This is a genomic window from Rhodococcus sp. KBW08 (genome assembly GCF_003852455.1).
GTDB classification, from domain to species: domain Bacteria; phylum Actinomycetota; class Actinomycetes; order Mycobacteriales; family Mycobacteriaceae; genus Rhodococcus_F; species Rhodococcus_F baikonurensis.
Window position 1 is genome coordinate 155,089 of record NZ_QAJJ01000004.1, and the last position, 23,586, is coordinate 178,674.

The window sequence follows — 23,586 nt, forward strand, 5'->3', positions numbered from 1 at the left end:
CTCACAGGGAGCGGAGCTCCCTAGGCCTTCCACCACGGACGAAGCGGCACATGCGCCTCACCCTTGGGGCCGAGCTTGACGGCCAGAACCTGGTGCAGCTGAACGACATTGCGCTCGAACCCGAGGCGAGAGCCGGCCATGTACAGGCCCCAGACGCGGGCGGTTCCCTCACCGACCTCGGCGACGCAGGCGTCCCAGTTGTCGACGAGGTTCTGGCACCATCCGGCGAGTGTCAGTGCGTAGTGCTCGCGCAGGTTCTCCTCGTGCCGCACCTCGAGACCGACGTTCTGGATCTCGGAGATGATGCGTCCCGATCCGGTGAGCTCCCCGTCGGGGAAGACGTACCGGTCGATGAATCCGCCTGCCTTGGCGCTGCTTCGGTTGTCCGGACGGGTGATGCAGTGGTTGAGCAGACGCCCACCCTCACGCAGCTTGCCCTTGAGGAACTCGAAGTACGCCGGGTAGTTTCCGACGCCGATGTGTTCGGTCAGGCCGATGGACGATACTGCGTCGAAGCCGGTCTCGGCTACGTCGCGGTAGTCGGAGAAACGCACCTGGGCGAGATCGGCGAGGCCCTCGTCCTCGATGGCCTTCTGTGCCCAATCTGCTTGCTCGCGTGAGAGGGTCACACCGATCACCTTGACGCCGCGCCGGGCGGCGTAGCGGACCATCGAGCCCCAGCCGCAACCGATGTCGAGAAGTCGGTCACCCTTCTGGAGTCCGAGCTTCTCGAACACCAGCCGGTACTTGTTCTCCTGGGCTTCTTCGAGGGTCTGCTCCGCATTGTCGTAGGCGGCGCAGGTGTACGTCATGGACGAGCCGAGTACGTACTCGTAGAAGGTGTTGGAGACGTCGTAGTGGTGGTGAATGACTTCGGCGTCACGAGTCTTGGAGTGACGCAGGCCTTCTGCGACGCGACGCCAGCGAGGAAGGTGTTCCTGGGGCGGCGGAGCGATGGGCCGCAACAGATCCCAGCCCAGTGAGCGGGTGATGCTGGCGAGCGTCAGTGCCGACGGGCGCTTGAGGTGGAGTTCGTCACCCATGATGCGCAGAATCTCGTACGGATCACCGGGGTGAACACCCTCGGCTTCGAGATCGCCGGAGACGTACGCGCGGGCCATGCCGAGATCGCCGGGTGCCGTTGCGAGATAAGTGGTTCCGCGAGTCGACTTGAGATGCAGTCCGTAGTCGGCATCTTCGGGGCCGGCGGTGCTGCCGTCGTACGCGGTGAATCGAAGCGGCAGCATGCCGTCGGAAAGCGTCTCGAGAATCTCTGCGATAGAGAGCTTGTCCTGGCTTTTGGAGTCTTTGAACGTGGTCATTTACGTTGCACCGCCTTAGAGAATAGATCCAATAAACGGGATTTCGGGTCGTAGCGTTCCTTGAGTCCGATGTACCGGTCGCCGCCGTAGTACAGCTCCTCGAAGTCTTCCCTCGAGTAGTAGGAGTCGGAGTAGAGCGATTTGTGTCCGTCGAAATCGCTGACCTTTTCTTCGATCAGTCGATTTGCTGCCCCCTCGCGCTCACCGGGAACGATCGGCACCGAAGACCAGAAGCCGATGTTGACGTAGGTGCGCTTGGGTTCGAGGGGGTAGAGGGGCCACGGCCGCGATGCGGAGGCAGCGGCCGGGCTGGGCCCACGTAGGCGCAACGGGCACAACCACAGTGGTTCGATCGGGATTTCCTCGAGGAACCACGAGACGAAGTCCGCGGTTCGTTCGATGGGTACCTCGACGTCCTGGACGACGCGTTCGCGCGGGGGCTTGCCCTTGCGCTTTTCGAGGCGATCTCCGATGTCGTACTTGTGGTCGAGGGCGATCAGCTTCCAGTAGAAGCTGCTGCGCAGGTACTGCTTGGGCCAGAAGCGTCGAATCTTCGGGTTCTGTGCACCGAAAGCCCGTGAGCACCAGAACCAGTCGGTGTCCCAGCGCCACAGGTAGTCCCGAATGGTCAAGCGATCCGTCTTGGGCTGGGTGAGCGACGAGTGCTGGATCGACCGGTAGAAGATGTCCTGATCGGTGTAGTCGCTGACCGGGCCTTCCTCGTCGGTCTGCACGCCGAGGGTGAGGTAGCTCTCGGAATCGGTGAAGACCACCCCGTCGAGATAGTCGACGGCAATTCCGTTGTACTCACGCTCGGTGACGATGCGGTCCATCGTTTCTTCGAGCTTCTTCAGCGAATCGAAGCGCACGTGACGCAAGGCGACGTACTTCTTCACAGGCTCGAGTGCGATCTTCAATCGCGTCGAATAGCCAAGGGTGCCGTAGGAATTGGGGAAACCGAAGAACAACTCGGCGTGTTCACCGTCCGGTGTTGCGGTGATGATCTCGCCGCTCCCGGTCAGCACGTCGATCTCGAGTACCGACTCGTGCGGTAAGCCGTTGCGGAAGGAGGTGGACTCGATGCCCAGGCCTGTCACCGCACCGCCCAGGGTGATGGTCTTGAGCTGAGGCACGACCAACGGCGCCAGCCCGTAGGGCAGCGTCGCGTCGACGAGGTCCTCGTAGGTGCACATGCCGGCGACGTCGGCTGTGCGCGCCTGCGCATCGACGGCGATGACACCGGCCAGACCGCTGACGTCGAGGCCGGGGGCCGACGTCTTGGCGCGAGCGCGGAACAAATTGGATGTCTTCTTTGCCAGGCGTACAGAAGCATCGGCGGGAATGGCGCGGTATGACGCGAGTAGGCGTTCGACGCCTTCTCTGTGCTGCTCGAACCCCATTTCACGCGCAGCATCGGAACCCGGGCCTTGCTTTGTCCGGATTCGATCTAACTTCTGAACTACCCCATTGAACGAGAGAGTCACACCCTGACGCTATCGGTAGTTGCGTGTGCAAGCTATCTGGAGGGGTCTTAATGCCCGAATTTGATCGAGTTGTTGCAAACGAACTCGGTAAATGCGCCGAGTGGTGAACCAGCTCACACGGAATGGGTAGATGGTCGAGATACCCGGGCGCAGCAGGCAGTATGGAAAGGAATATCTGCGCAGTTCGAGGTGCGGATTCGGGTAGTCAATCGCGGTATCGAGCCGCGTTGGTCGAGCAAGGAGACGTAGGGCATATGGGTCAGGTCAATGCAATGAGTTCGATAGTCGTCACAGCAGCACCCGACAAGGTGCTCGCGGCGCTCTCGGACTACGAGACGGTTCGCCCGCGAATCCTGTCCGAGCAGTACCTCGACTACAAGGTCGTCGAAGGCGGCCAGGGTGACGGCACCGTCGCGCAGTGGACGCTGAAGGCGACGGAAAAGCGCTCGCGCAACGTCAAGGCCACCGTGACGGTCGACGGCAACGTCATCACCGAGAAGGACGCGAACTCCAGTCTCGTCACCACCTGGACCGTTGCCCCCAACGGCACCGGAACGACGGTGACGACGCTCACCCAGTGGCAGGGTGCCACCGGTATCGGTGGTTTCTTCGAGCGCACGTTCGCTCCGAAGGGTCTGCAGCGTATCCAGGCCCAGGTCCTCGAGAACCTCAAGCGCGAACTCGTCTGACTGATCCTGCATCACCGAGATGGCGTCGTACCTTCACCGGTACGGCGCCTTCTTTCATGGGCCGGTAATGATCCGCCCCAATTCGGTGAGTGCGGGGTTTCCGCTTTCCCAGTAATCGCTGTGAACTCCGAACCCAGGCTCTCCGGGTGATCCGGTGAATACCTGCGCGCCGAATTCCGGGTCCGAGGGGTCGAACCCGTGGATTCCGAGGATCTTGGGGATCAATTGGACCGGATCCCAGAAGGCCGTCGTCGAATGAACATGGCGCGCCACCTCGGCCGCGTCGACGCGGTCCAGGCTCAGTTCGTTCACGCGCTCGGCATCGACGCCCGGGCTGGCGACGAAAACCAGTTCGTCGACGTCGAGGGAAGCGCCACGGGTAGTCGCAGCACCGACGACGGTGCTGCCGTAGGAATGACCGATCACCACGTTGTGCGACGGCGGACCGTCGTGTGAGGCGCGTAGCCCGTTTTGAAAACTGTCCAGCCTCGGCGCCGCGGAGTTGGCGTAGAGATCCGATGCTGCGTCGGGAATGCCTGGGGGAGAGTCGTATCCGGACCACAGGATCACTGATGTGGCTTCCGTTGGTACCGTCCCGACGGCCGCGTCGTACATGGCCTTGGTTCGTTGCAGATCGCCGCCGACGCCGGATAGCCCGGAGCCGGTTCCGGGAACCAGTGTTGCGACGTTGTCGGCGGCATCGGGATTACCGACTGCCACGACGGCGTGCCCATCCGTGACCGAGAGAAGGAACATGTCCGGTCGAAGTTCGCCGTGCACGGCCGCATATCCCGCGGCTACCGTTCGATCCGGCAACCGCTCGAGCACAGTGAGGTACCGCCGGTTGTAGTAGTCCCGGTCGAGAGCGGGAAGGCCGTCGAGGCTACCGATGGACGGATCCCACCTCGCCAACGCGTCTTTCTCGCCGGGGCTCAGTGTTTCCCACAGTCGGTGTAGTTCTGCGGGTGTCCCGGGGAGTGTCGACCTCCCGTCGAGAATGTCGACGACTGTGCGGCCCAGAGAATCAGGCTGACTACCCAAAAGTGATCCGATCTCCCGGAATGCCTCACCCAGAGCAGTCGCGGCCCGGTTGTCTTGGTCGTCGAGCAACGTCAACGCAGTGGAGATCTTCTGCTGAAAAATCTGTGCAGCCGTGGCGTTTTCGGAATCCTGCATGACGTCGGCCACATTCCACGGCTGCTTCGGCGCGGGTGCCGATACAGCCCCACTGTCTGACACCGTCAAGCCGTGTTCGAGCGTCGCCTCCTCGACCAGATTCAGAACTGATTTTCGCGCCACACCAATCGTATTGGCCGCTCCGCCATACAGATCCGCAACTACGCGAACCGCGATCGACAGCCGAGACGAGGAAAGCGAGATGCCAGACCACAGCACTGCCGCCGCGCTCGACGCTTGTCCCTGCCAGAATTCACGGACGGCGTCGACGCTGCGTCCGGAGTCATCGCCGAGAACTTCGATCTGCCGGTCGATTTCGATCAGTTCCGAAGCGCTTGTGCGCAATTTCTCCGGTGACCACTCGCGAAGCTGAGAAACGGTGGGCCGCATCAGTAGGCTCCGCGCAGTTCGGACACCACTTCTGCCTCGGCAGCGTCGTACAGACCTGCTGCGGCAGCGGTTCCCGACGCCATCAGTCCCAACTGCGTAGCCAGGTGCCGGTACGCGTCCGCGATGACGTCTGCATTCCCGATCGACACAGCCGTGACGGCGGACGAGTTCAGGGCCGCCGAGGCTTCGAAGATCGGGCCGGCAGAATCGATCCCCGAGATCTGATCCGCAATTCGAGACAGATCAGCCGAAAGTTGCTGCAACGCAGCAATGTCTACCTGAAGTATCGGCCCCATGGCAGAACCGTATCCAGGTGAGCGGGCTACCGGGGCTGTGACGACTTTCCTGTGGACAAGCGGGATTTCTCCACAGAAGCGAGGTCAGGGGGTTGTCAGGAAGGCGGTGACTCCGCTGGTGACGGCGGCTGCGTACTCCTGCTGACCGTCCGGGCTCGTCATGCGCGCTGCCTCGTCGGCATTTCGCATGTTGCCGAGTTCGACCAGAATCGACGGCCGCTGCGACAGGTTGAGGCCAGTGAGGTCGGCGCGTGGTGCCAGCCCGTCGTCACCGATGTAGGTCGACGGGGTGAGTCCGGCCGTGACGAGTGAGTCGCGCATGGTTTCGGCGAAAGCCACGGACGGGCCGGCCTGAACCGTGTTCAGCGGGGGAGCGGAGTAGCAGACGTGGAAGCCCTCGGCGCCAGCTGCTGCGCCATCCGCGTGAATGCTCACCACGACGTCGGCGCCGGAGGAATTGGCCGCTTCGGCGCGTGCGTCGACGCATGATCCGACGCTGACGTCATCGGGTCGACTCAGGACGACTGTGGCGCCTCGGCCTTCGAGCTCGCTCTTGACCAGGCTCGCGACTTCCCAGTTGAAGGTGTGCTCGGGGAACCCGGCATCGGTGTTGGTGCCGGTGGTCTGGCAGTTCTTGGTGCCGCCGCGGCCCGTGGGGACCTGGGTATTGATGCTGTCGTCGTTCGCCCCGCTGTGTCCGGGATCGAGGAACACGACCTTGCCGGTGAGCGCAGCGGGGACGTCAGCGGCGACAGTGCTGAGCGGAGACACCTCGACCGAAGTCGTGGCCTCGGCAGTCTCAGTCGGAATCGTGCACGCAGCGCTCAGAAGCCCGGCCCCGACCACGGCGATCAGGGCAGTGGAGCGGAACACACGTGATGCCATGTTTGACCTACCTGACGGTTTTACGGTGTCTGACTGGTTCCGGCGCACCCGCTCACGGTAGCGCGCACCGACTACGCTGGTGGGGATAACTCTGTAGAAAGGACCGCTCGTGCAACCAGGTGGAGCACCCGACATGTCTGCTCTGTTGGCTCAGGCTCAGCAGATGCAGCAGCAATTGATGGCGGCGCAGCAGGAAATGGCTCAGGCCGAAGTGACCGGTCAGGCCGGTGGCGGACTGGTTGTCGCCACGGTCAAGGGCACCGGCGAGGTTGTCGGTCTGCAGATCGACCCCAAGGTCGTCGACCCCGAAGACGTCGAGACGCTGCAGGATCTGGTGATCGGCGCGATCGAGGACGCTTCGCGCAAGGCACAGGAAGTCGCTGCTGAGAAGCTCGGCCCGTTGGCCGGCGGACTCGGCGGAGGCCTTCCCGGTCTTCCCGGCTTCTAGAAACGAGAACGCGTGTACGAAGGTCCGGTTCAGGATCTGATCGACGAACTCGGGAAGCTTCCCGGAGTCGGGCCGAAGAGCGCTCAACGCATCGCTTTTCACCTGCTTTCGGTGGAGCCTCCCGAGATCGACCGTTTGAAGAATGCATTGCAGCGCATCCGTGACGGCGTTCAGTTCTGCACGGTGTGCGGAACTGTGTCCGATCAGGAGAAGTGCCGCATCTGCGCCGACGCACGTCGCGACCGCACGGTGATCTGCGTCGTAGAGGAGCCGAAGGACGTCCAGGCTGTCGAGCGCACCCGGGAGTTCAAGGGTCGCTATCACGTGCTCGGTGGTGCGCTCAATCCGCTCTCGGGGATCGGGCCGGACCAGTTGCGCATCCGGGAGTTGTTGGCTCGCATCGCAAATCAGGAGGACGGTGTCGACGTGTCCGAGGTCATCATCGCCACCGACCCCAATACCGAGGGCGAGGCGACAGCTACGTATCTCGTTCGCATGATGCGAGACATCCCGGGGCTGACGGTGTCTCGGTTGGCTTCGGGCCTTCCGATGGGTGGCGATCTCGAATTTGCCGACGAGTTGACGTTGGGTCGGGCATTGTCCGGCCGTCGTGAATTGTCGCGGAACGCTTGATGAGCGGTACGGGGCAAGGTCAGCAAGTGCGTCGTACGTCCGAGCAGACCCGTGCGGAGATCATCGCGTCGGCTGGGAAAGCGTTTGCGACTCGGCCGTACCGCGAGATCACGCTCAAGGACATTGCCGAAGACGCGGGAGTCAGCGCTCCGCTGATCATCAAGTACTTCGGATCCAAAGAGCAGTTGTACGACGAGTTGGTCGACTTCCGCGCGGCGGCGATAACGGTATTCGACGCACCGAACGACTCGCTGGGCGAACGCATGGTCTCTTTGTTCACCAAGCCGCTGGAGTCGTACAAGCCGCTGTCCATGAGCTTGTTGTTCATGAGCGGTGTCAGTGAAGAGAGCAACCGCAAGCTGCGCGAGAACTATTCGACGCAGATGATCGACACTCTCGCCGCTCGCCTGTCCGGCCCCGACGCCAGATTGCGCGCGGAACTGGCGATGTCGATGGTGGTCGGAGTGGCGATCATGCGCCGACGGATGATGGCCGGCCATGCCACCGGCACCCAGGACGAGGTGGTTGCCCTGTACGCACCACTTGTCCAAAAGCTCCTCGACGGGTGAGCGGCGTCACAATTCTTGCTTGGTAAATATCCGTTCACCTAATGTAGGTGAACGGATATTTACCTAGTGGGAACAGGCGGTGTGGGGTGACGACGCTCGACCGTCCACCGGGCACATCAGCAGTCCCCACCCTCGATACGAGTCCGGCGCTGCCGCGCTCCCGCTTCCTGTTTCCCATCGTTGTCGCCGCCGCCGTGTTCCAGGCAGTTCTGCAGACCGTCATCGTTCCGTTGCTGCCGGAGTTGCCTCACTTCACGGGTGCCGGGCGCACGGCCGTGTCGTGGTTGGTGACCGTCACGCTGCTGGTCGGCGCCGTGGTCACTCCCATCTTCGGCCGGCTCGCAGACATGTTCGGCAAGAAGAAGATGCTTCTCGTCGCTTTCTCGATGATGACTCTCGGCTCGATGTTGTGTGCACTGTCCTCGGACATCGCGGTCCTCATCTTCGCGAGAGCGTTGCAAGGGGCCGGGTCGGCAGTCATCCCCATCGGAATCTCCATGCTGCGCGACGAGTTGCCACGCAACAAGGTCAACGGCGCGGTGGCCATGATGAGTTCGACGCTCGGCGTCGGAACAGCTTTGGGTATACCGTTCTCCGCGATGATCGCGCAGTACTCGAACTGGCACGTCCTGTTCTGGGTAACCACCGCCATCGGGCTGTCCGTGACTCTTGCTGCGGTGCTGTTCATTCGAGAGTCCGAGCCGAATCCGTCGGGAAGATTCGACGGCGTCGGGGCTGCAGGTTTGAGTGCCGCGATGATCGCGCTACTGGTGCCGATCACCCAGGGGTCGAGTTGGGGATGGACCAGCGGAGCGGTGATCTCCATGCTGGCCGCGTCGGCGGTGCTGTTCACGCTCTGGGTAATTCAACAGCGGCGCAACGTCAATCCGTTGGTCGACGTCCGTGCTCTCGTCAAGCGTGCGGTGTTGATCCCGCATCTGGCGGCTCTGCTGGTCGGGTTCGCCTTCTTCGGGAACACGCTGATCACCACGCAGCTGCTGCAAGGGATGAAGGGGCCGGGTGCCGGGTACGGCCTGTCGATCATCGCGGCGGCGCTGTGTCAGATTCCGGCCAGTATCGCGATGGTGCTGTTTTCGCCGGTCGCGGTGCGAATCACCGACCGCTTCGGTTCACGAACTGCGATGTTGACCGGTGCCGTGTTCCTCGCCGGAGGGTACGGGATTCACGCAGTTGCAGGTAAGCCGCTGTGGGGAGTGGTTGCGGCGCTGGGTATCACGGCAGTCGGGACTGCAATCGTGTACAGCACGCTCTCGCTGCTGATTCTGGTTGCCGTGCCGCGTCAGCGACTGGCGGCAGCCAACGGGGTGAACTCACTTCTGCGGACGTCCGGAAGCACGATCTGCAGCGCGACGGTGGCAACCATCCTCGCGGCATTCGTGATCAGCGGTTCGGAACATTCCACGTCGTGGACCGGATTCTCCGTCGCCTACCTGGTGTGCGCGGGTTGCGCGGTGGTCGTATTCGCAGTGTCGATCCTGTTGCCGCAGGGGCGAACCCCGAAACACATTGATCTGCCGGATCTCGTCAGGCGACCCTGAATCCCGAGAGGAAGAGCGTGATCATCAGATCCGCGAACTCTTCGGTGGTGTACTTCTGGCGGTCCGGCCAATGCGTTGTCGACCACAGGGTGTCGCGTACCGATCGATAGAAAATCTCCGGGGCCACGTCTTTGCGGAAGATTCCCTGATCGACACCTTCGGCAATCGCTTTCATCCAATGCTCGCGAACCTGGCGGGAAGGCCCGTCGACGGATTGCAGGAGATCGTTGTCGCGTAGGTAGGCCCGATCGTTCTGGTAGATCGCCGTCGGGTGGGGGTGCAGTTCGATGACGATCAGCGTCTCGCGGATCAGGCCGCGTAGGACGTCCTCGGGGCCGTTCGCCGTCTGCTCCACCTGATCGAAGCGGAGCTGAATGTCGGTGATGAAGCCGCGCATGAGCTCGGCAACTATCGCATTCTTCGACTTGAAGTAGTGGTAAAGGCTGCCCGAGAACACTCCGGCGGCGTCGCCGATCTCGCGAACGGTCGTGGTGGCGACACCCTTCCTGGCGAACAACTCGGCTGAGCTCTCCAGGATCTTCTCCCGACGATCTGGTGATGCCACTGAAATCTCCACTGGTTGTCGGTCCTGCTCAGGGCAGGGTTTCGCGGGTGCCGGGCTGCCGGCGTCGAACGTAGCGCAATCCTGCCTGATAGCTCCGGCTCGAACCAATTCGTCGGTGAGATCGCGTGTTTCCACTTCCGGATTCCTATGCTAGCTTCAGAATCAAGCGCTTGCTCAACTTTCGTTCACGGAGGATTTCAGTGCAGAGCCTGCAGACGCAATTTCCGAATTTCATCGGCGCAGAGGCCGAACCTGCCCGGGTCGCCCGCTACGCGGTCAACGAGGCGATGATCCGCAACTGGGTCGAGGCGCACGACGACCGCAACCCGATCTACGTCGACGCCGAGGCCGCCCGCAGTACCGGCCGTCGAGACGTCGTCTGTCCGCCCGCCATGATTTCGACCTGGGTGATGGCGGGTTACCGACGTTATCGGCAGGTCCAGCAACTTCGCGCCGACGGAGCCTCCGAGGACTTCGCGTATTCACGACTGCTGGCGTTGTTGGACGAGGCCGGATACACGTCCGTTGTCGCGACCAACGTCGAGCAGGAGTATTTCGCGGAGCTGAGCCCCGGAGACCACGTCACCGCGCATTTCACCATCGAAGCGATCTCGCCGTTCAAACAGACTGCCCTCGGTCACGGGTGCTTCATCACTCTGTTCAAGAAGTACGTCGACCAGGACGGAAAGGCGTTGGTCGAAGAGCGCTTTCGATTGCTCAGGTTCAAACCAGATGCCCAGCCCGATACCCGGCTCGATGCCCAGGAGGTAATCGCATGAGCGAGAACGGCTCCCGCAATACTGCTGTACCGAGACTTACCGTCACCGACGACAACGATTTCTTCTTCTCCGCCGCACAAGAGGGTCGCCTCGAGATCCAACGGTGCGCGGATTGCAAGACGCTGCGCCACCCACCCGCGCCCGCCTGCCCGGAATGCCGCTCGTTCAGTTGGGACACAGTCGAATCCACGCGTCGATGCACGTTGCACAGCTTCACAGTCATCCATCACCCGAAGGATCCTGCCTTCGAGTACCCGCTCGCCGTCGGGCTCGTCGACCTCGAAGAAGGCACGCGACTGGTTGCCGACATCGCGGGGATCGATCACGAGGAACTCGAATTCGGCATGGAACTCGAAGTGGCGTTCTCCGAGCACGCTCACGGCGAGATGCTGCCGCAACTGAGGCGACGGGGATCGGTGCAATGACGAATCTTTTTGATTACGAAGTGGGTTCGGCCCTCCCCAGCCTCGAACTGCCGTTGGACCGAACGCTCATCGTCGCCACCGCGATCTCTTCGCAGGATTTCGAGGACGTGCATCACGATCCGGGTAAGGCACAGGGTCGCGGAACTCCCGACATCTTCATGAGCATCAACACCACCAACGGGCTCGTCGACCGCTATATCACCGACTGGTCCGGCCCGGGATCGCGAATCGTCAAAACATCACTACGGCTTGGTGTTCCGAACTTCCCCGGAGACACAATGACATTCACCGGCAAGGTCACCGCCGCAGACGGCCGGGCGCTCACCGTGACAGTTCTCGGGCAGAACGCGCGCGGAACACACGTGACGGCCGACGTGACTCTCGAACCGGTGGAAAGGGTAATCGCATGACACGAGGATTTTCGAGACAAGCAGCCATCGCCGGGATCGGCGCCACCGAGTTCTCCAAGAACTCCGGCCGCAGTGAATGGCAGTTGGCGTGCGAATCCGTGATCGCCGCGCTCGACGACGCTCACATCGAGGCAGAAGAGGTGAACGGATTTGCGCTGTTCACCATGGAGAACAACCCCGAGATTGCGGTCGCACGCGCCCTCGGGATCCCGGAACTGACGTTCTTCAGTCGTATTCCACACGGAGGCGGCGGTGCCTGCGCACCGGTTCAGCAAGCAGCGCTTGCCGTCGCCAGTGGTGTCGCCGACGTCGTGGTCGTCTACCGTGCCTTCAACGAAAGATCAGGTCACCGATTCGGCGCCGGGCCACCGCCCTTTGCGTACAACGCGTCGACGGACCAGGAGTATCGGAACTGGATCAACCCGTACGGGCTTCTGACCCCGGCGCAGCAGGAAGCCTTCCTGGCCAAGCTGTACATGCACAAGTACGGGGCAACCAGCGCCGACTTCGGTCAGATCTCGGTTCTCTCACGCAAGCACGCCGCGAACAACCCCAAGGCCTGGTTCTACGAACGCCCGATCACTATCGAGGACCATCAGAACTCACGCATGATCGCCGACCCCATCCGCCTGCTCGACTGCTGCCAGGAAAGTGACGGCGGACAGGCGCTGGTCATCGTCAGTGCGGAGCGCGCCCGCGACCTGCCGCACAAACCGGCGATCATCAGCGGTGCTGCGCAAGGCGTAGGTCCGCAACAGATCTCGATGAGCAGCTACTACCGCGACGACATCGACAGCATGCCGGAAGTCGAACTCGTGGCGCGCCAACTGTGGGACCAGGCCGGTATCGGTCCGGACGACATCGATGCCGCAATTCTCTACGACGCTTTCACCCCGATGGTCCTGCTTCAACTCGAGGAGTACGGATTCTGCGGTCGGGGCGAGGCCAAAGACTTCATCGCCGACGGCAATCTCGAGTTGGACGGTCGCCTGCCGATCAACACCCACGGCGGTCAACTCGGTGAGGGATACATCCACGGCGTCAACGGTATTGCCGAAGGTGTTCGCCTGATCCGCGGCACCTCCACCAACCAACCCACCAAAACTCTGGACAACGTGCTCGTGACCGGCGGCTCTCCCGTCCCGCACAGTGCGCTCGTCCTCTCGGCAGATCGCTGAATCTGCCGCCTATTCGAGAAAGCAGGAACAAGATGAGCGAGCGGATCACCTACGCCAGGGCCACCCACGGCGAGGAAGAAATACAGGCGGTTGTCGACGTCTTGCGCAGCGGGCATCAAGGATTGCGCATCGGCAAGAACGTCTTCGAGATGGAAGAACGCATCGCGGCCTTGGCCGGCAAGAAGTTCGGCGTCATGTGCAACTCGGGATCCTCGGGTTTGTACTTGGCAGTCGAGCTGCTCGGGCTGCCTGCCGGAAGCGAGATCATCACGTCGCCGCTGACGTTCTCCACCGACATCGCACCGATCGTTCGTGCCGGTCTGGTGCCGGTGTTCGTGGACGTGGAACCGAACACGTTCAACGTCGACGTCACCAAGATCGAGGCCATGGTCACCGAGAAGACCGGTGCCATACTGATGCCGAACCTGGCCGGCAACTGCCCGGACTGGGACGTCATCCGCAACATCGCAGATCGACACGGACTCAAGGTGATCGAGGATTCGTGTGATGCGATCGGCGCCACGCTCCGCGGCACTCCTACCGGCTCTCGGGCCGACATCGTCGTCACCAGTTTCTCGATGGCACACATCATCACGTGCGCGGGAACCGGCGGAATGGTGTGCGTCGACGACGAAGCCAGCCGAGACAAGGCTCTTCTGCTTCGCCGTTGGGGCCGTCGTAGCGAGCCGAACCTGTTCGGCAGCACCAAGTCCGGTCGAGTGTTCCGTGAAGAACTCGACGGCGTCGACTACGACAACGATTTCATCTTCGAGCTCATGTCGTGGAACTTCGAGCCCTCCGAACTCGGCGCAGCCTACGGCGTGGTGCAGCTCGACAAGCTGGAAGAGAACTACAAGACGCGCAAGGCCACCTTTGCGGCCTTCACAGCGGCATATGGTGCTCACCCCGAATTCTTCACGACGCCGGTAGAACTCGACGGTCTCGATACCGCGTGGCTGTGCTACCCGGTGATGATCAACGAGAACGCACCCTTCACGCGTAGTGACCTGCAGGAGGCCATCGAGGCGGACGGTATCGACACACGAACTGTGTGGAGCGGCAATGTCACTCGTCACCCGATGATGAACAACATCGAGTTCCGTCAGCCTGCCGAGGGTCTGCCGGAAGCCGACGCGGTCTTTGCCCGCGGCATGACACTCGGTATGAGCCACGGCCTGCGTGACGACGAAGTTGCGCGGATTGCGGAGAGCATCAATCGCTTCGCTTCGAAGTTCAAATAGCATGACGAGGCGCTTTGACGGCCGCCGAGCGCTTGTCACCGGTTCCAGCCGCGGAATCGGTGCGGGCGTAGCAGAGCGACTGGCAGCTGAGGGTGCCGACGTCGCCCTTGTGGCTCGGACACTCGACACGCATGCAACCCTGCCGGGCAGTCTCGAAGAGACTGCGGCTCGAATTGCCAAGTACGGAACCAGAGTCGAGATAGTTGTCGCAGATCTGACGGACGAGCAGCAGCGCGACACCGTTGTGCCGCTGGCGATCGAGAAGCTTGGCGGGACGATCGACATCCTGGTGAACAACGCGGCAGCGGCGATCTATCAGCCGCTGTCGGATTACCCACTGCGGCGACGACGTTTGATGTTCGAGGCAAATGTCCATGCACCGCTCGATCTGATGCAAGCCGTGGTGCCGGGGATGGTGGCAAACGGATACGGCTGGATCGTGAACGTGTCCAGCGGCACCGTCAAACCGTGGCAGGGTCCGCCGTTCACGTGGGTCGAACCGGGAACTGCCATGACAGTGTACGGCGCGTCCAAGGCGGCGCTCAACAGGATGAGCAACGGCATGGGCGTGGAACTCTACGGCCAGGGGGTTCGCGTCAACACGGTTCAACCGCGGGCAGCGGTGCTCAGTGAGGGCGCAAGAGTCCTGGTCGGTGAGACTATCCGGCCGGATCAGGTCGAATCTATGGAACAAATGGTGGAGGCGGTCACAGCGTTGTGCGATTGCGACACCGAGTTCACCGCTCGATCGTGCGTCAGCTTGGACCTGATCGACGAGTGGTCCCTGACCGTGCGTGGTCTGGACGGAACGGCACTACGAACCGAGGAGTTGGCATGAAGCCCGTCATCGTGGACGCAGCACGAACGCCGTTCGGCAAGCGTGAGGGTTGGCTGTCCGGAGTCCACGCGGCGGAACTGTTGGGTTATGCGCAGAAGGGCGTGCTGGATCGGGTCGGCGTGGATCCTGACGCGGTCGACCAGGTCATCGGTGGCTGTGTGACGCCTCTCGGTGAGCAGTTCGGCAACGTCGTGCGTACGTCCTGGATGCATGCGGGCCTTCCGTTGAAAGCCGGCTGCACCACGATCGACGCGCAGTGCGGCACAGCGCAGCAGTCTGTGCAGTTGATCGCCGGGCAAATTGCCATCGGTGCAGTCGAGGTGGGGGTGGCGTGCGGAGTCGAGCTGATGTCCCGCGCGCCGTTGACGTACAAGGTGGGTACGGGCCTGGGGACACCCCGGCCCGAGTCGTGGTCACTCGATACCGTCGACCAGTACACCGCTGCCGATCGGATTGCGGTCAAGCGCGGTTTCAGCCGCGAGGATCTCGACGCCTTCGGGTTGCGCTCGCAGCAGCGAGCCGCAGCAGCCTGGGAGGCAGGACGCTTCGACTCGCACATCATCGACGTGGTCGCTCCGGGCTCCGACGTTCCGGTTCACCGGGATCAGGGACTGCGCGAATCGAGCCTCGAAGGACTCGCGAAACTGCGCACCGTCCAAGAGGGCGGATTGCACACCGCTGGAACGTCTTCGCAGGTCTCGGACGGTGCGAGTGCGGCTCTGCTGATGTCCGAGGATCGAGCCAAGGCCCTCGGCGTGCGGCCGCGGGCAAAGATACTGGCGCAGTGCGTCATCGGCGGGGACACCGAGTTCATGCTCGACGGCCCCGTCGACGCGGCGAATATCGTGCTCGGACGCACCGGTCTGACGATCGACGACATCGATCTGTTCGAGGTCAACGAGGCATTTGCTTCGGTACCGATGTCTTTCGCAAAGGTTCACGGCGTCGATCCCGAATTGCTGAACGTCAACGGTGGCGCAATTGCACTGGGCCATCCAGCCGGTGCAACAGGAATCAGGCTGTTGGCCAATGTCATCGACGAATTGGAGCGCCGGGACAAGTCCATCGCCCTGATCGCGATCTGCGCGTCCGCCGCTACCACCTGCCTGATTCTCGAACGCATCTGACCAGAACCGAAGATTGAGGAACCTGCCATGGCACTACCCCTGCTCGAAGATCACCGTGACCTGGCGGAAGCGGTAGCCGCATTCACGAACCGCTTCGGCGGAATCGCCGATACGCGGAGCAACGTCAAGCGGTACGCCGCCGGTGATCGGCCGGACTCGTGGGATGGGTTGGTCCGTCAGGGCCTGCACGCAGTGCACCTGCCGGAGCAGTACGGCGGTGACGGGGCGGGTCTTGCCGAACTTGCAGTGGTAGTCGAGCAATTGGGTGATGCGCTCTATCCGGGACCGTACGTTCCGACGGTCATCGCGAGTGGGATTCTCGCGACAGCCGCCGGATCTGCTGCGGAAACAATGCTGACCGAATTGGCTACCGGTGCAACCGGAGCAGTCTGTACCGGCGCGGGGTTGCGTGCCGCTCGCGGCGATGCGGGGTGGACAGTGAGCGGTTCTGGCGACCCAGCTCTTGGTCTGCCCGGAGCCGATGTTGTTCTCGTACGGGCGAACAGCGAAGACGGCGATTTGTGGTTCCGGCTCGGACCGTCGACTTCCGCTGCGGTGGCGATCGAGGACGGGGTGGATCTGACACGGTCGATCGGGACCCTGACGTTGACCGAATACCAGGTCGACGACGGGCTGATCGTCGACGGCCTCCAGGCGCACCGAGTCGAACTGATCGCCAACACGGTGTTGGCTGCGGAGGCGAGCGGTATCGCCGGTTGGGCGCTACGCACCGCGGTCGACTATGTGAAGTCCCGGCAGCAGTTCGGCCGTCCGGTCGGAAGCTTCCAGGCAGTTCAGCACAAGGCGGCCATGATGCTGGTCCGCTCCGAGATTGCCTGTGCCGCAGCGTGGGATGCGGCTCGGTCCGAGGATCACGACGAGGATCAGCAGAAACTCGTCTCTGCTCAAGCTGCGTTGGCGGCTTTGCCCGTCGGCATCGAGAACGCCCTCGAATGTGTGACTTTGCTCGGCGGAATCGGATTCACCTGGGAGCACGACGCGCATCTGTACTGGCGACGGGCGATCAGTATTGCCGCGGTAGCAGGATCCGAGGTCAAGTGGGCACACACCTTGGGGGACCGGTCTGCTGATTCGGCCCGCGACTTCTCCTTTGTCGACCCGGAGATGCTGCCGGAACTGCGGGAGCAGGTTCGCCGGGTTCTGGACGAGGTCGCGCTGCTGCCTGACGACGGAACCACCAGCGCGAGTTGGGCCCCGGCCAAAGGTAGTCCTCGACGGGCGCGATTTGCCGAAGCCAAACTGGTTGCCCCGCACTATCGGGCGCCGTACGGCCTGGGAGCGGGACCGAGGGAACAGGCTGTCATCGCACATGAATTCGCGATGCGAGGTTGGGCTCAGCCGTCCACGGTGATCGGGGAATGGGTGCTGCCCACGATCCTCGAACACGGTAACGCCGAACAGCAGGACAGGTTCGTCGAGCCCTCTCTGCGAGCCGACATCATCTGGTGCCAGCTCTTCAGCGAGCCGGGCGCGGGATCAGACCTTGCCGGTCTGAGTACGAAAGCGCGCAAGGTCGACGGTGGCTGGGTCCTGTCGGGGCAGAAAGTGTGGAACTCGGGTGCGCACGAGGCAGATTGGGGAGTATGCCTGGCACGCTCCGACGCCGACGCTCCGAAACACCGTGGGCTGTCGTACTTCCTGGTCGACATGACCTCGAAGGGCATCGACGTACGTCCGCTCAAACAATCCACCGGAAAGTCGGAGTTCAACGAGGTATTCCTCGACGACGTGTTCGTGCCGGACGACTGCCTGGTCGCGGAACCGGGGCAGGGTTGGAAGTTGGCTGCGACCACACTGTCCAACGAGCGCCTGAGTATGGGCAGCACACTGCACCACGGTTCGAGCGATCAATTCCGCCAGGTGATAGCCGAGGCGAGCCACGACTGCCCCCGCGAGGAGGCGGTGGAAGGCCTCGGCCGCAGTATCTCTCGCGAACTGGCGCTGTCCGCGATGAATCTGCGCGGGGTGTCGGCGCGACTGGCGGGTCAGGAACCGGGTGCCGAGATCAGTGTCTCGAAGGTGTACAACGCCCTGGCGCAACGTGAGGGCTCGCGGGATCTGTTGCGACTGCTCGGACCGCGCGCTGCCGTTGTCGATCCGGCAGCGAATTACGCGATAGACCACATCGGACTGCCCTCGATTCTGTTCGGCGGCGGAACCGTCGAAATTCAACTCAACGTCATCGCGCAGCGCGTACTCGGCCTGCCGCGTTCGTAGATCTTAGGAGCTTCACCATGTATCTGGATTTGTCGGAGGAGTCGAAGACTCTGCGCAAGGAATTGCGGGCTTACTTCGCGGAGATCATCAACGAGGAAGATCGCCGCGCTCTGGTCGATCAGACCGAAGGGGGCCCCGTCTTCGATCGCATCCTGCGCCGGATGGGCAAGGACGGCTGGTTGGGCTTGGGGTGGCCGGAAGAATTCGGCGGACGGGGTGAGGACCCCGAGGCTCTGTACGTGTTCTACGACGAGGTGATTCGCGCCAACGCACCGCTGTCGCTGGTCACGCTGAACACCGTTGGTCCAGCCTTGATCAAGCATGGAACGCAGGCGCAGAAGGACTTCTTCCTCCGCCCGATCCTCGCCGGCGAGTTGATCTTTGCCATCGGCTACACCGAACCGAATGCGGGCACCGATCTCGCGGCACTGGAAACTCGCGCCCGCATCGAGGGTGACGAACTGGTCATCAATGGCAACAAGATCTTCACCAGTGCCGGTGTGTTTGCCGACTGGGTCTGGCTGGCCGTTCGTACCGATCCGGATGCGCCGACGCATCAGGGTATTTCCGTGGTCCTGGTGCCGACGAACTCCCCGGGGTTCTCGGTCACCGAAATTCACACCGTGGGCGGAATCAGTACTTCGGCAACCTATTACGAAGATGTTCGGGTCCCGATCGCCAATGTCGTCGGTGAGCTCAATCAGGGGTGGAAGCTCATCACCAACCAGCTCAACCACGAACGTGTCGCCCTGGCAGCACGCGGAGGCATCGCCAACGAGCTCTTCGCCGAGGTGGTCGAGTGGGCGAAGACAGAACCCGCGGGTGACGGCCACGTCTACGACATCGGCTGGGTACGTGAGAAATTGGCGGAGGTCTACGCGCTGCTCAGTGCTGCTGATCTGATGAACCTGCGGCTGGTGGCGGACGTCGCCGCCAACACCTTGGGCGGTGGGGATTCGGCCGCGGCCAAGATCTTCGGTACAGAAGCCGTCGTCAGTGCGTACGGCATGCTGCAGGAAGTGCTGGGCGCCAAGGGCTTGCTGCGCCCCGGCGCACCCGGAGCTGTACTCGAAGGGCGAGTCGAGAACCTGGGTCGCCGTGCCCAGAACAACACCTTCGGCGGCGGTACCAACGAAGTGATGCGTGAAATTGTCGCAGCCAAGTGCCTGGGTATGACGCTCGCTGCGCGTCGCCGGCCCGCTGCACAGAACGAAAAGAGCTGACATGGAATTCGAATTCGACGACAATCTGTCCGCTGTGCGGGATCTGAGTGAATCGATCTTCTCGGCGAAGTCCGGAGTGGACCGACTGCGGGAAGTGGAGGGCGCCGGCGGTTTCGACGCCGAACTGTGGAAGCTCCTCGCCGACTCCGACGTCCTGGGGATTGCTCTGCCAGAGAAGGTCGGGGGAGCGGGACTCGGAATGCTCGGGCTCGCCGCCGTTCTCGAACAACAGGGCCGACGCGTTGCTCAGGTTCCGTTGTGGTCGGTAGTTGCAACGGCGGCGCTACCGATTGCCGAGTTCGGCAGCACGGAGCAGAAAGCGTCGTGGCTTCCGGGACTGCTCGACGGCTCGGTGATCGTCACCGGTGCCTTCGATACCGGCTACAACGCCGAGACGGCGGTTCGCGCCGAGCCCGCCGCGGACGGCTGGGTACTGTCCGGACGTGTCGACTCCGTCCCGGCGGCCGAGTTCGCTGCCGCACTGGTGCTTCCGGTGACGATGCCGGACGGCAGTGTCACCGTCATGATCGTGCCGACGGACCGGGACGCGCTGGTGCGTACACCGCTACAGGTGACGAACCGCGAGAACAACAGCGCTGTGCAGTTCGACGGGGTTGCGGTTACTACAGCTGACGCACTTCCCGCCGACGGCGCGGTGGTTCGAGACTGGACGTTGCGGCGAGCACGGGTGGCGCTGGCGGCCCTGGCCACCGGCGTTTGCGAGGAAGCGCTGGCGATGACGGCGAAATACACCTCCGAGCGAGTGCAATTCGGTCGTCCCCTCTCGACCAACCAGGCAGTTGCCGTCCGGGCCGCCGACGCGTACCTCGACACCGAGAGCACAAGGTTGACCACGCACCGTGCTGCCTGGCTGATGGACAGCGGAGTCGAGAGTGAAGCGGAAGCAGCTGCGCTGGTCGCCAAATGGTGGGCGTCGCGCGGTGGCCTGCGCGTGGTCCACGCGACCCAGCACATGCACGGCGGAATCGGCGCGGATGTCGACTACCCGATTCACCGCTATTTCCTGTGGGGACGGCAGATCGCCTTCACCTTGGGGAGCGCGGGGGCGATAGGCGCCGAACTCGCCGATCAGTTGGAGATCCGAGCCCAGATCGGCGCGTCGGCGTGAATATCTGAGACGACAGGTTCCAGAGACGGGCAGCGCGTCGGCAATCGTCGCGCTACTCTGCCCTTCGTGAATCGCACCAGTTCGTTTATCAGGCCGTTGGTTCCGCGGGATCCGCACGAGCCGCATCGGGTGGCGACGCCGCTCGAGCTGCTCACCGACCTCTGCTTCGTCGTGGCGGTCGCTCAAGCGGCGACCGGTCTGCACCACGCGATCAGCGAAGGGCACGCAGCTTCGGGCGTCGGACACTTCGCGATGGCGTTCTTCGCGATCTGGTGGACGTGGCTGAACTTCACGTGGTTCACCTCGGCGTACGACAACGACGACGGAATCGCCCGGCTGCTGACCATCTTCCAGATCCTCGGATCGCTGGTCCTTGCAGCCGGCATCGTCCGCTTCTTCAACGACGACGCCCTGCTCATCATCGTCGGCTACGTCATCATGCGAATAGCCCTGGTCATCCAATGGCTCAGGGTGTCGCGGAACGACCCCGAACATGCGCTCACGGCTCGTCGATACGCTCTCGGAATCGTATTGGTCCAGATCGGTTGGATCGGTTTCTACTTCGTGCCGTCCGCCATTTACGTCCCGACGTTCCTGGTGTTGGTTCTGTGCGAATTCGCGGTACCGATCTGGTCGGAGAAGCCGGGCATGACACCGTGGCACCCGCATCACATCGCAGAGCGGTACTCGTTGTTCTTCATCATCGTTCTGGGCGAGACGATCCTCTCGACCACCATTGCGATTCAGGACGCCGTGGACGGTGAGCATCCGGCAGCGCAGGTCACCTACGTCGTGATCGGCGGCATTCTGATTGTCTTCAGCCTGTGGTGGCTCTACTTCCAACGCAATGCAGGCGAAGTGATCGGCGGTGACAACGTCTCACCCTTCGTCTGGGGCTTCGGCCACTACTTCATCTTCGCCGCCGCTGCCGCCATCGGTGCGGGGTTGGCCTCGCGTGTCGACTTCTGGACTCACCACGGTGACGGCAGCGCGCTGGTGACGGGTGCTGCAGTCACCATTCCGGTCGCGGTCATTCTTGCAGCGTTGTGGTTCATCCACATTCGACTGCACGACTCCTCGGTGCGCACCCTCGCACCGTTCTCGGTAGCGATAGTCGTCGTGCTCGGCGGCACCTACACCGCGGTGCCCGAACTTGTCGCGGGACTGGCTTGCGCCGCGCTGTTGGCCGTGGAACTGATTCTGACCGAGGGTAAATCGGAAACCGTCTGAGCGCTCATTCGGCGGCAAGGAATATCGCCTTGGTGACGGCGACGGTTTCCAGCGGTCCCTTCGACGGTCCGACCAGCACGGTCCACCGATCTTCGGAACGATCGATCGGATAGGTGCTTTCGGCCCATACGATGGGTGTATCCGTCCCCTGCCCTCGGCAGGAGTAGGCGCCCGCCAGACGGGGGTCGGATTCGGGAGAAGGCCACGAACCGCCGTACCGGACGCGGCAGAGAAGGCCGTTCTCGAGTTCGAGCCCGAAGGGACTCGGGTCGGCGGGCCGCGGATATGCCTCGACGCCGTCCACACCCCGAGCGGTGATCAGTTCTGTTCCCCAGGGAAATTGCAGGCAGAGAATCGAATCGGGCTCCGGGCCGACCCAACACGCGTCCGCCCCGTCTGCGGTGCTTCCGTAGGTGATGACTCCCGGCGTGACTGCCGATTGCGATGCTGCGTAGCACTCGCTGATCTTCATGACCGGTGTCTTGACACTCCAACCGGGTTTGGGTTCGCCTGAACTGTCGACGGCAACAAGATTCACGATCTCGGTGGGTGTACCGCCCGCCGATGACCCCGCAGTTGCGGGCAAACACCGGCAGAGGACTATGCGGGTGATAGTTCCCTCATCCGCTTTCTTGCCTTCGGGTGTGAAGGTGATGCGATACCCGATACCTGCTTCGGAGTCGGCCGGAAAGACCGCAACCGATTCGCCGTCGGAATTGGTTGTGGCAGTAAAGGGACCGTACAGTTCGGCGGCACGCTGCATCTTCTGGCCGACGGTCAGTCCGTCCAGTGTGGCAGCGCCGGTCCGGGGCGCAATTTCGACGAGAACGCCGTCGGTGAAGGTCAATTCGCAGTCCTGCCATTCGAGGACTACCGTTCCGGTCTTCGACACCGGTGCCAGGTCGCCGGCAACCTCTCGCGCCTCGCTCTCAGTCATCCCGATACGAAGGTTGCGGAAGCCGCTGGTGGAGAGTCGCTCCCGCGCGGACTCGGGGTTCGAGGCGACCGCAAGGCGTGCGGTGAGTTGGGCCGCGTTGGCGGCGTCGATCGCCATGCCCCCGGTGGCGTCGGCGATGCACTTCAGCTGGCCGGACGCAGCGGCGTCGAGCTTGAATCCGATGGTGTGGATGGTCAGGTCAGGATCGTGAGGTATCGCTTCGGTGGACTCGCACGGAGGCTCGGTTGAGCAGGTGTCCTCCCCGTCGGAGACGAGGATGATCGTGCGCTCACCCTCGGCGGGGAGCGCGGCGGCCGCTTGCTGAAGTGCAGACATGATCGGCGTGTACCCCGACGCGGACAGCCCGTCGATTCCCGCTGCGAATGCGTGTCGATCCAGTGGACCGAGTGGCACGACGGTCTTGATGTCGCGGCAACCCGCGTCCTTCTCGGCGTCGCTGCTACCTGTGGCGGTGCCGTACGCGATCAGACCGAGCGCAGCATCGTCTGGAAGACCACTGACAAGAGTGTGAATCGCGTTCTTGGCGGCATCGATTCGAGGACCGGGAGCGTCGTCCTGCTTCATCGACCCCGAGGCGTCCAGCACGATGACGGTAGGCGCCGTTGCTTCTGCAGCCGGATCAGCAGCGACAGTTGCCTGCTGGGTCCCGCCTTCTTCCTGGGTCCCGCCTACTTCCTGGGTCCCACCCACTTCCTGGGTTCCACCGCCGCCCTGCGTCGAACACCCGACGGCAATGATCGCAGTCGCCGCAATACAGATCGCCACCCGAAGACGCATGGAACGAGGCTACGAGG

At 62.8% G+C, this 23,586-nt stretch carries 23 protein-coding genes; 16 read left to right on the forward strand and 7 right to left on the reverse strand.

The features are described 5' to 3' along the window. Nucleotides 1-20: 20 nt before the first annotated feature. Together DBV08_RS04910 and DBV08_RS04915 are read right to left on the reverse strand one after the other, a co-directional pair. Entirely contained in the window at nt 21-1,322 is a 1,302-nt protein-coding gene (locus DBV08_RS04910) for a class I SAM-dependent methyltransferase (RefSeq protein WP_095969607.1), read from the reverse strand. After that, nucleotides 1,319-2,722, reverse strand: a complete 1,404-nt coding sequence (locus tag DBV08_RS04915) for an FAD-binding oxidoreductase (RefSeq protein ID WP_124566709.1) — start codon at nt 2,720-2,722, stop codon at nt 1,319-1,321. The genes DBV08_RS04910 and DBV08_RS04915 overlap by 4 nt, the downstream gene beginning before the upstream one ends. 338 nt (nt 2,723-3,060) lie before the next feature. Here DBV08_RS04915 and DBV08_RS04925 point away from each other — a divergent pair, with 338 nt between their 5' ends. Further along, nucleotides 3,061-3,495, forward strand: coding sequence for an SRPBCC family protein (locus DBV08_RS04925; protein WP_095969610.1), 435 nt, complete (start codon nt 3,061-3,063; stop codon nt 3,493-3,495). A gap of 54 nt (nt 3,496-3,549) precedes the next feature. On the opposite strand, the gene DBV08_RS04930 is transcribed toward DBV08_RS04925, so the two are convergent. From DBV08_RS04930 to DBV08_RS04940, 3 genes are all read right to left on the reverse strand, one after another. After that, complete coding sequence (locus DBV08_RS04930) at nt 3,550-5,061, reverse strand: alpha/beta hydrolase (RefSeq protein WP_124566710.1); 1,512 nt, start codon at nt 5,059-5,061, stop codon at nt 3,550-3,552. Further along, a complete protein-coding gene (locus tag DBV08_RS04935) occupies nt 5,061-5,357 on the reverse strand; it encodes a hypothetical protein (protein ID WP_124566711.1) in 297 nt (98 codons plus the stop codon). The genes DBV08_RS04930 and DBV08_RS04935 overlap by 1 nt, the downstream gene beginning before the upstream one ends. A gap of 84 nt (nt 5,358-5,441) precedes the next feature. Then, on the reverse strand, nt 5,442-6,242 hold the full coding sequence (locus DBV08_RS04940) for an Rv3717 family N-acetylmuramoyl-L-alanine amidase (protein ID WP_095969613.1): 801 nt from the start codon (nt 6,240-6,242) through the stop codon (nt 5,442-5,444). 109 nt (nt 6,243-6,351) lie between these two features. Between DBV08_RS04940 and DBV08_RS04945 the strand changes: the two genes are divergently transcribed. The 4 genes from DBV08_RS04945 to DBV08_RS04960 all read left to right on the forward strand — a co-directional run bounded on the left by DBV08_RS04945 (nt 6,352) and on the right by DBV08_RS04960 (nt 9,451). Then, the gene (locus DBV08_RS04945) at nt 6,352-6,690 is read left to right on the forward strand and encodes a YbaB/EbfC family nucleoid-associated protein (protein ID WP_003943929.1); all 339 of its coding nucleotides are present in this window, start codon (nt 6,352-6,354) and stop codon (nt 6,688-6,690) included. A gap of 12 nt (nt 6,691-6,702) precedes the next feature. After that, entirely contained in the window at nt 6,703-7,323 is a 621-nt protein-coding gene (gene recR, locus DBV08_RS04950) for a recombination mediator RecR (RefSeq protein WP_003943917.1), read from the forward strand. Then, nucleotides 7,323-7,892 (forward strand): TetR/AcrR family transcriptional regulator, encoded by a 570-nt coding sequence (locus DBV08_RS04955; protein ID WP_095969614.1) that lies wholly within the window; start codon nt 7,323-7,325, stop codon nt 7,890-7,892. Before recR ends, DBV08_RS04955 begins: the two co-directional genes overlap by 1 nt. A gap of 86 nt (nt 7,893-7,978) precedes the next feature. Further along, the gene (locus tag DBV08_RS04960) at nt 7,979-9,451 is read left to right on the forward strand and encodes an MFS transporter (RefSeq protein ID WP_124566712.1); all 1,473 of its coding nucleotides are present in this window, start codon (nt 7,979-7,981) and stop codon (nt 9,449-9,451) included. Here the strand turns inward: DBV08_RS04960 and DBV08_RS04965 are convergent. Next, complete coding sequence (locus tag DBV08_RS04965) at nt 9,438-10,151, reverse strand: TetR/AcrR family transcriptional regulator (RefSeq protein WP_172436514.1); 714 nt, start codon at nt 10,149-10,151, stop codon at nt 9,438-9,440. The two genes, DBV08_RS04960 and DBV08_RS04965, sit on opposite strands and share 14 nt — an antisense overlap. A gap of 65 nt (nt 10,152-10,216) precedes the next feature. On the opposite strand from DBV08_RS04965, the gene DBV08_RS04970 reads away from it, so the two are divergent. From DBV08_RS04970 to DBV08_RS05020, 11 genes are all read left to right on the forward strand, one after another. Then, entirely contained in the window at nt 10,217-10,795 is a 579-nt protein-coding gene (locus DBV08_RS04970) for a MaoC family dehydratase N-terminal domain-containing protein (protein WP_124566713.1), read from the forward strand. Continuing rightward, on the forward strand, nt 10,792-11,220 hold the full coding sequence (locus DBV08_RS04975) for a Zn-ribbon domain-containing OB-fold protein (RefSeq protein ID WP_124566714.1): 429 nt from the start codon (nt 10,792-10,794) through the stop codon (nt 11,218-11,220). The genes DBV08_RS04970 and DBV08_RS04975 overlap by 4 nt, the downstream gene beginning before the upstream one ends. Next, nucleotides 11,217-11,630 carry an acyl dehydratase gene (locus tag DBV08_RS04980; RefSeq protein WP_124566715.1) on the forward strand — a complete coding sequence of 138 codons (414 nt, stop codon included), beginning with the start codon at nt 11,217-11,219 and terminating at the stop codon, nt 11,628-11,630. Before DBV08_RS04975 ends, DBV08_RS04980 begins: the two co-directional genes overlap by 4 nt. Continuing rightward, complete coding sequence (locus tag DBV08_RS04985) at nt 11,627-12,808, forward strand: lipid-transfer protein (RefSeq protein WP_029254298.1); 1,182 nt, start codon at nt 11,627-11,629, stop codon at nt 12,806-12,808. Before DBV08_RS04980 ends, DBV08_RS04985 begins: the two co-directional genes overlap by 4 nt. Before the next feature lie 32 nt (nt 12,809-12,840). Beyond that, complete coding sequence (locus DBV08_RS04990) at nt 12,841-14,049, forward strand: DegT/DnrJ/EryC1/StrS aminotransferase family protein (protein ID WP_124566716.1); 1,209 nt, start codon at nt 12,841-12,843, stop codon at nt 14,047-14,049. Between the two features lies 1 nt (nt 14,050). Further along, entirely contained in the window at nt 14,051-14,887 is an 837-nt protein-coding gene (locus DBV08_RS04995) for an SDR family oxidoreductase (RefSeq protein WP_124566717.1), read from the forward strand. After that, the gene (locus DBV08_RS05000; protein ID WP_124566718.1) at nt 14,884-16,014 is read left to right on the forward strand and encodes a steroid 3-ketoacyl-CoA thiolase; all 1,131 of its coding nucleotides are present in this window, start codon (nt 14,884-14,886) and stop codon (nt 16,012-16,014) included. Before DBV08_RS04995 ends, DBV08_RS05000 begins: the two co-directional genes overlap by 4 nt. Before the next feature lie 27 nt (nt 16,015-16,041). Continuing rightward, entirely contained in the window at nt 16,042-18,252 is a 2,211-nt protein-coding gene (locus tag DBV08_RS05005) for an acyl-CoA dehydrogenase (RefSeq protein ID WP_124566719.1), read from the forward strand. 17 nt (nt 18,253-18,269) lie between these two features. Continuing rightward, complete coding sequence (locus tag DBV08_RS05010; protein ID WP_124566720.1) at nt 18,270-19,475, forward strand: acyl-CoA dehydrogenase family protein; 1,206 nt, start codon at nt 18,270-18,272, stop codon at nt 19,473-19,475. Between the two features lies 1 nt (nt 19,476). After that, nucleotides 19,477-20,604 (forward strand): acyl-CoA dehydrogenase family protein, encoded by a 1,128-nt coding sequence (locus DBV08_RS05015; protein ID WP_124566721.1) that lies wholly within the window; start codon nt 19,477-19,479, stop codon nt 20,602-20,604. A gap of 66 nt (nt 20,605-20,670) precedes the next feature. Further along, a complete protein-coding gene (locus DBV08_RS05020) occupies nt 20,671-21,834 on the forward strand; it encodes a low temperature requirement protein A (protein WP_124566722.1) in 1,164 nt (387 codons plus the stop codon). Between the two features lie 4 nt (nt 21,835-21,838). Here the strand turns inward: DBV08_RS05020 and DBV08_RS05025 are convergent, their stop codons facing one another. Next, complete coding sequence (locus DBV08_RS05025) at nt 21,839-23,569, reverse strand: VWA domain-containing protein (RefSeq protein WP_124566723.1); 1,731 nt, start codon at nt 23,567-23,569, stop codon at nt 21,839-21,841. Between the last annotated feature and the right edge of the window lie 17 nt (nt 23,570-23,586).

What these genes read in the sequence shown, in the direction of transcription:
- DBV08_RS04910 (WP_095969607.1), bottom strand. Translation starts at nt 1,322, where the DNA reads ATGACCACGTTCAAAGACTCCAAAAGCCAGGACAAGCTCTCTATCGCA.
- DBV08_RS04915 (WP_124566709.1), bottom strand. Translation starts at nt 2,722, where the DNA reads ATGGGGTTCGAGCAGCACAGAGAAGGCGTCGAACGCCTACTCGCGTCA.
- DBV08_RS04925 (WP_095969610.1), top strand. Translation starts at nt 3,061, where the DNA reads ATGGGTCAGGTCAATGCAATGAGTTCGATAGTCGTCACAGCAGCACCC.
- DBV08_RS04930 (WP_124566710.1), bottom strand. Translation starts at nt 5,061, where the DNA reads ATGCGGCCCACCGTTTCTCAGCTTCGCGAGTGGTCACCGGAGAAATTG.
- DBV08_RS04935 (WP_124566711.1), bottom strand. Translation starts at nt 5,357, where the DNA reads ATGGGGCCGATACTTCAGGTAGACATTGCTGCGTTGCAGCAACTTTCG.
- DBV08_RS04940 (WP_095969613.1), bottom strand. Translation starts at nt 6,242, where the DNA reads ATGGCATCACGTGTGTTCCGCTCCACTGCCCTGATCGCCGTGGTCGGG.
- DBV08_RS04955 (WP_095969614.1), top strand. Translation starts at nt 7,323, where the DNA reads ATGAGCGGTACGGGGCAAGGTCAGCAAGTGCGTCGTACGTCCGAGCAG.
- DBV08_RS04975 (WP_124566714.1), top strand. Translation starts at nt 10,792, where the DNA reads ATGAGCGAGAACGGCTCCCGCAATACTGCTGTACCGAGACTTACCGTC.
- DBV08_RS04980 (WP_124566715.1), top strand. Translation starts at nt 11,217, where the DNA reads ATGACGAATCTTTTTGATTACGAAGTGGGTTCGGCCCTCCCCAGCCTC.
- DBV08_RS04985 (WP_029254298.1), top strand. Translation starts at nt 11,627, where the DNA reads ATGACACGAGGATTTTCGAGACAAGCAGCCATCGCCGGGATCGGCGCC.
- DBV08_RS04990 (WP_124566716.1), top strand. Translation starts at nt 12,841, where the DNA reads ATGAGCGAGCGGATCACCTACGCCAGGGCCACCCACGGCGAGGAAGAA.
- DBV08_RS04995 (WP_124566717.1), top strand. Translation starts at nt 14,051, where the DNA reads ATGACGAGGCGCTTTGACGGCCGCCGAGCGCTTGTCACCGGTTCCAGC.
- DBV08_RS05000 (WP_124566718.1), top strand. Translation starts at nt 14,884, where the DNA reads ATGAAGCCCGTCATCGTGGACGCAGCACGAACGCCGTTCGGCAAGCGT.
- DBV08_RS05005 (WP_124566719.1), top strand. Translation starts at nt 16,042, where the DNA reads ATGGCACTACCCCTGCTCGAAGATCACCGTGACCTGGCGGAAGCGGTA.
- DBV08_RS05010 (WP_124566720.1), top strand. Translation starts at nt 18,270, where the DNA reads ATGTATCTGGATTTGTCGGAGGAGTCGAAGACTCTGCGCAAGGAATTG.
- DBV08_RS05015 (WP_124566721.1), top strand. Translation starts at nt 19,477, where the DNA reads ATGGAATTCGAATTCGACGACAATCTGTCCGCTGTGCGGGATCTGAGT.
- DBV08_RS05025 (WP_124566723.1), bottom strand. Translation starts at nt 23,569, where the DNA reads ATGCGTCTTCGGGTGGCGATCTGTATTGCGGCGACTGCGATCATTGCC.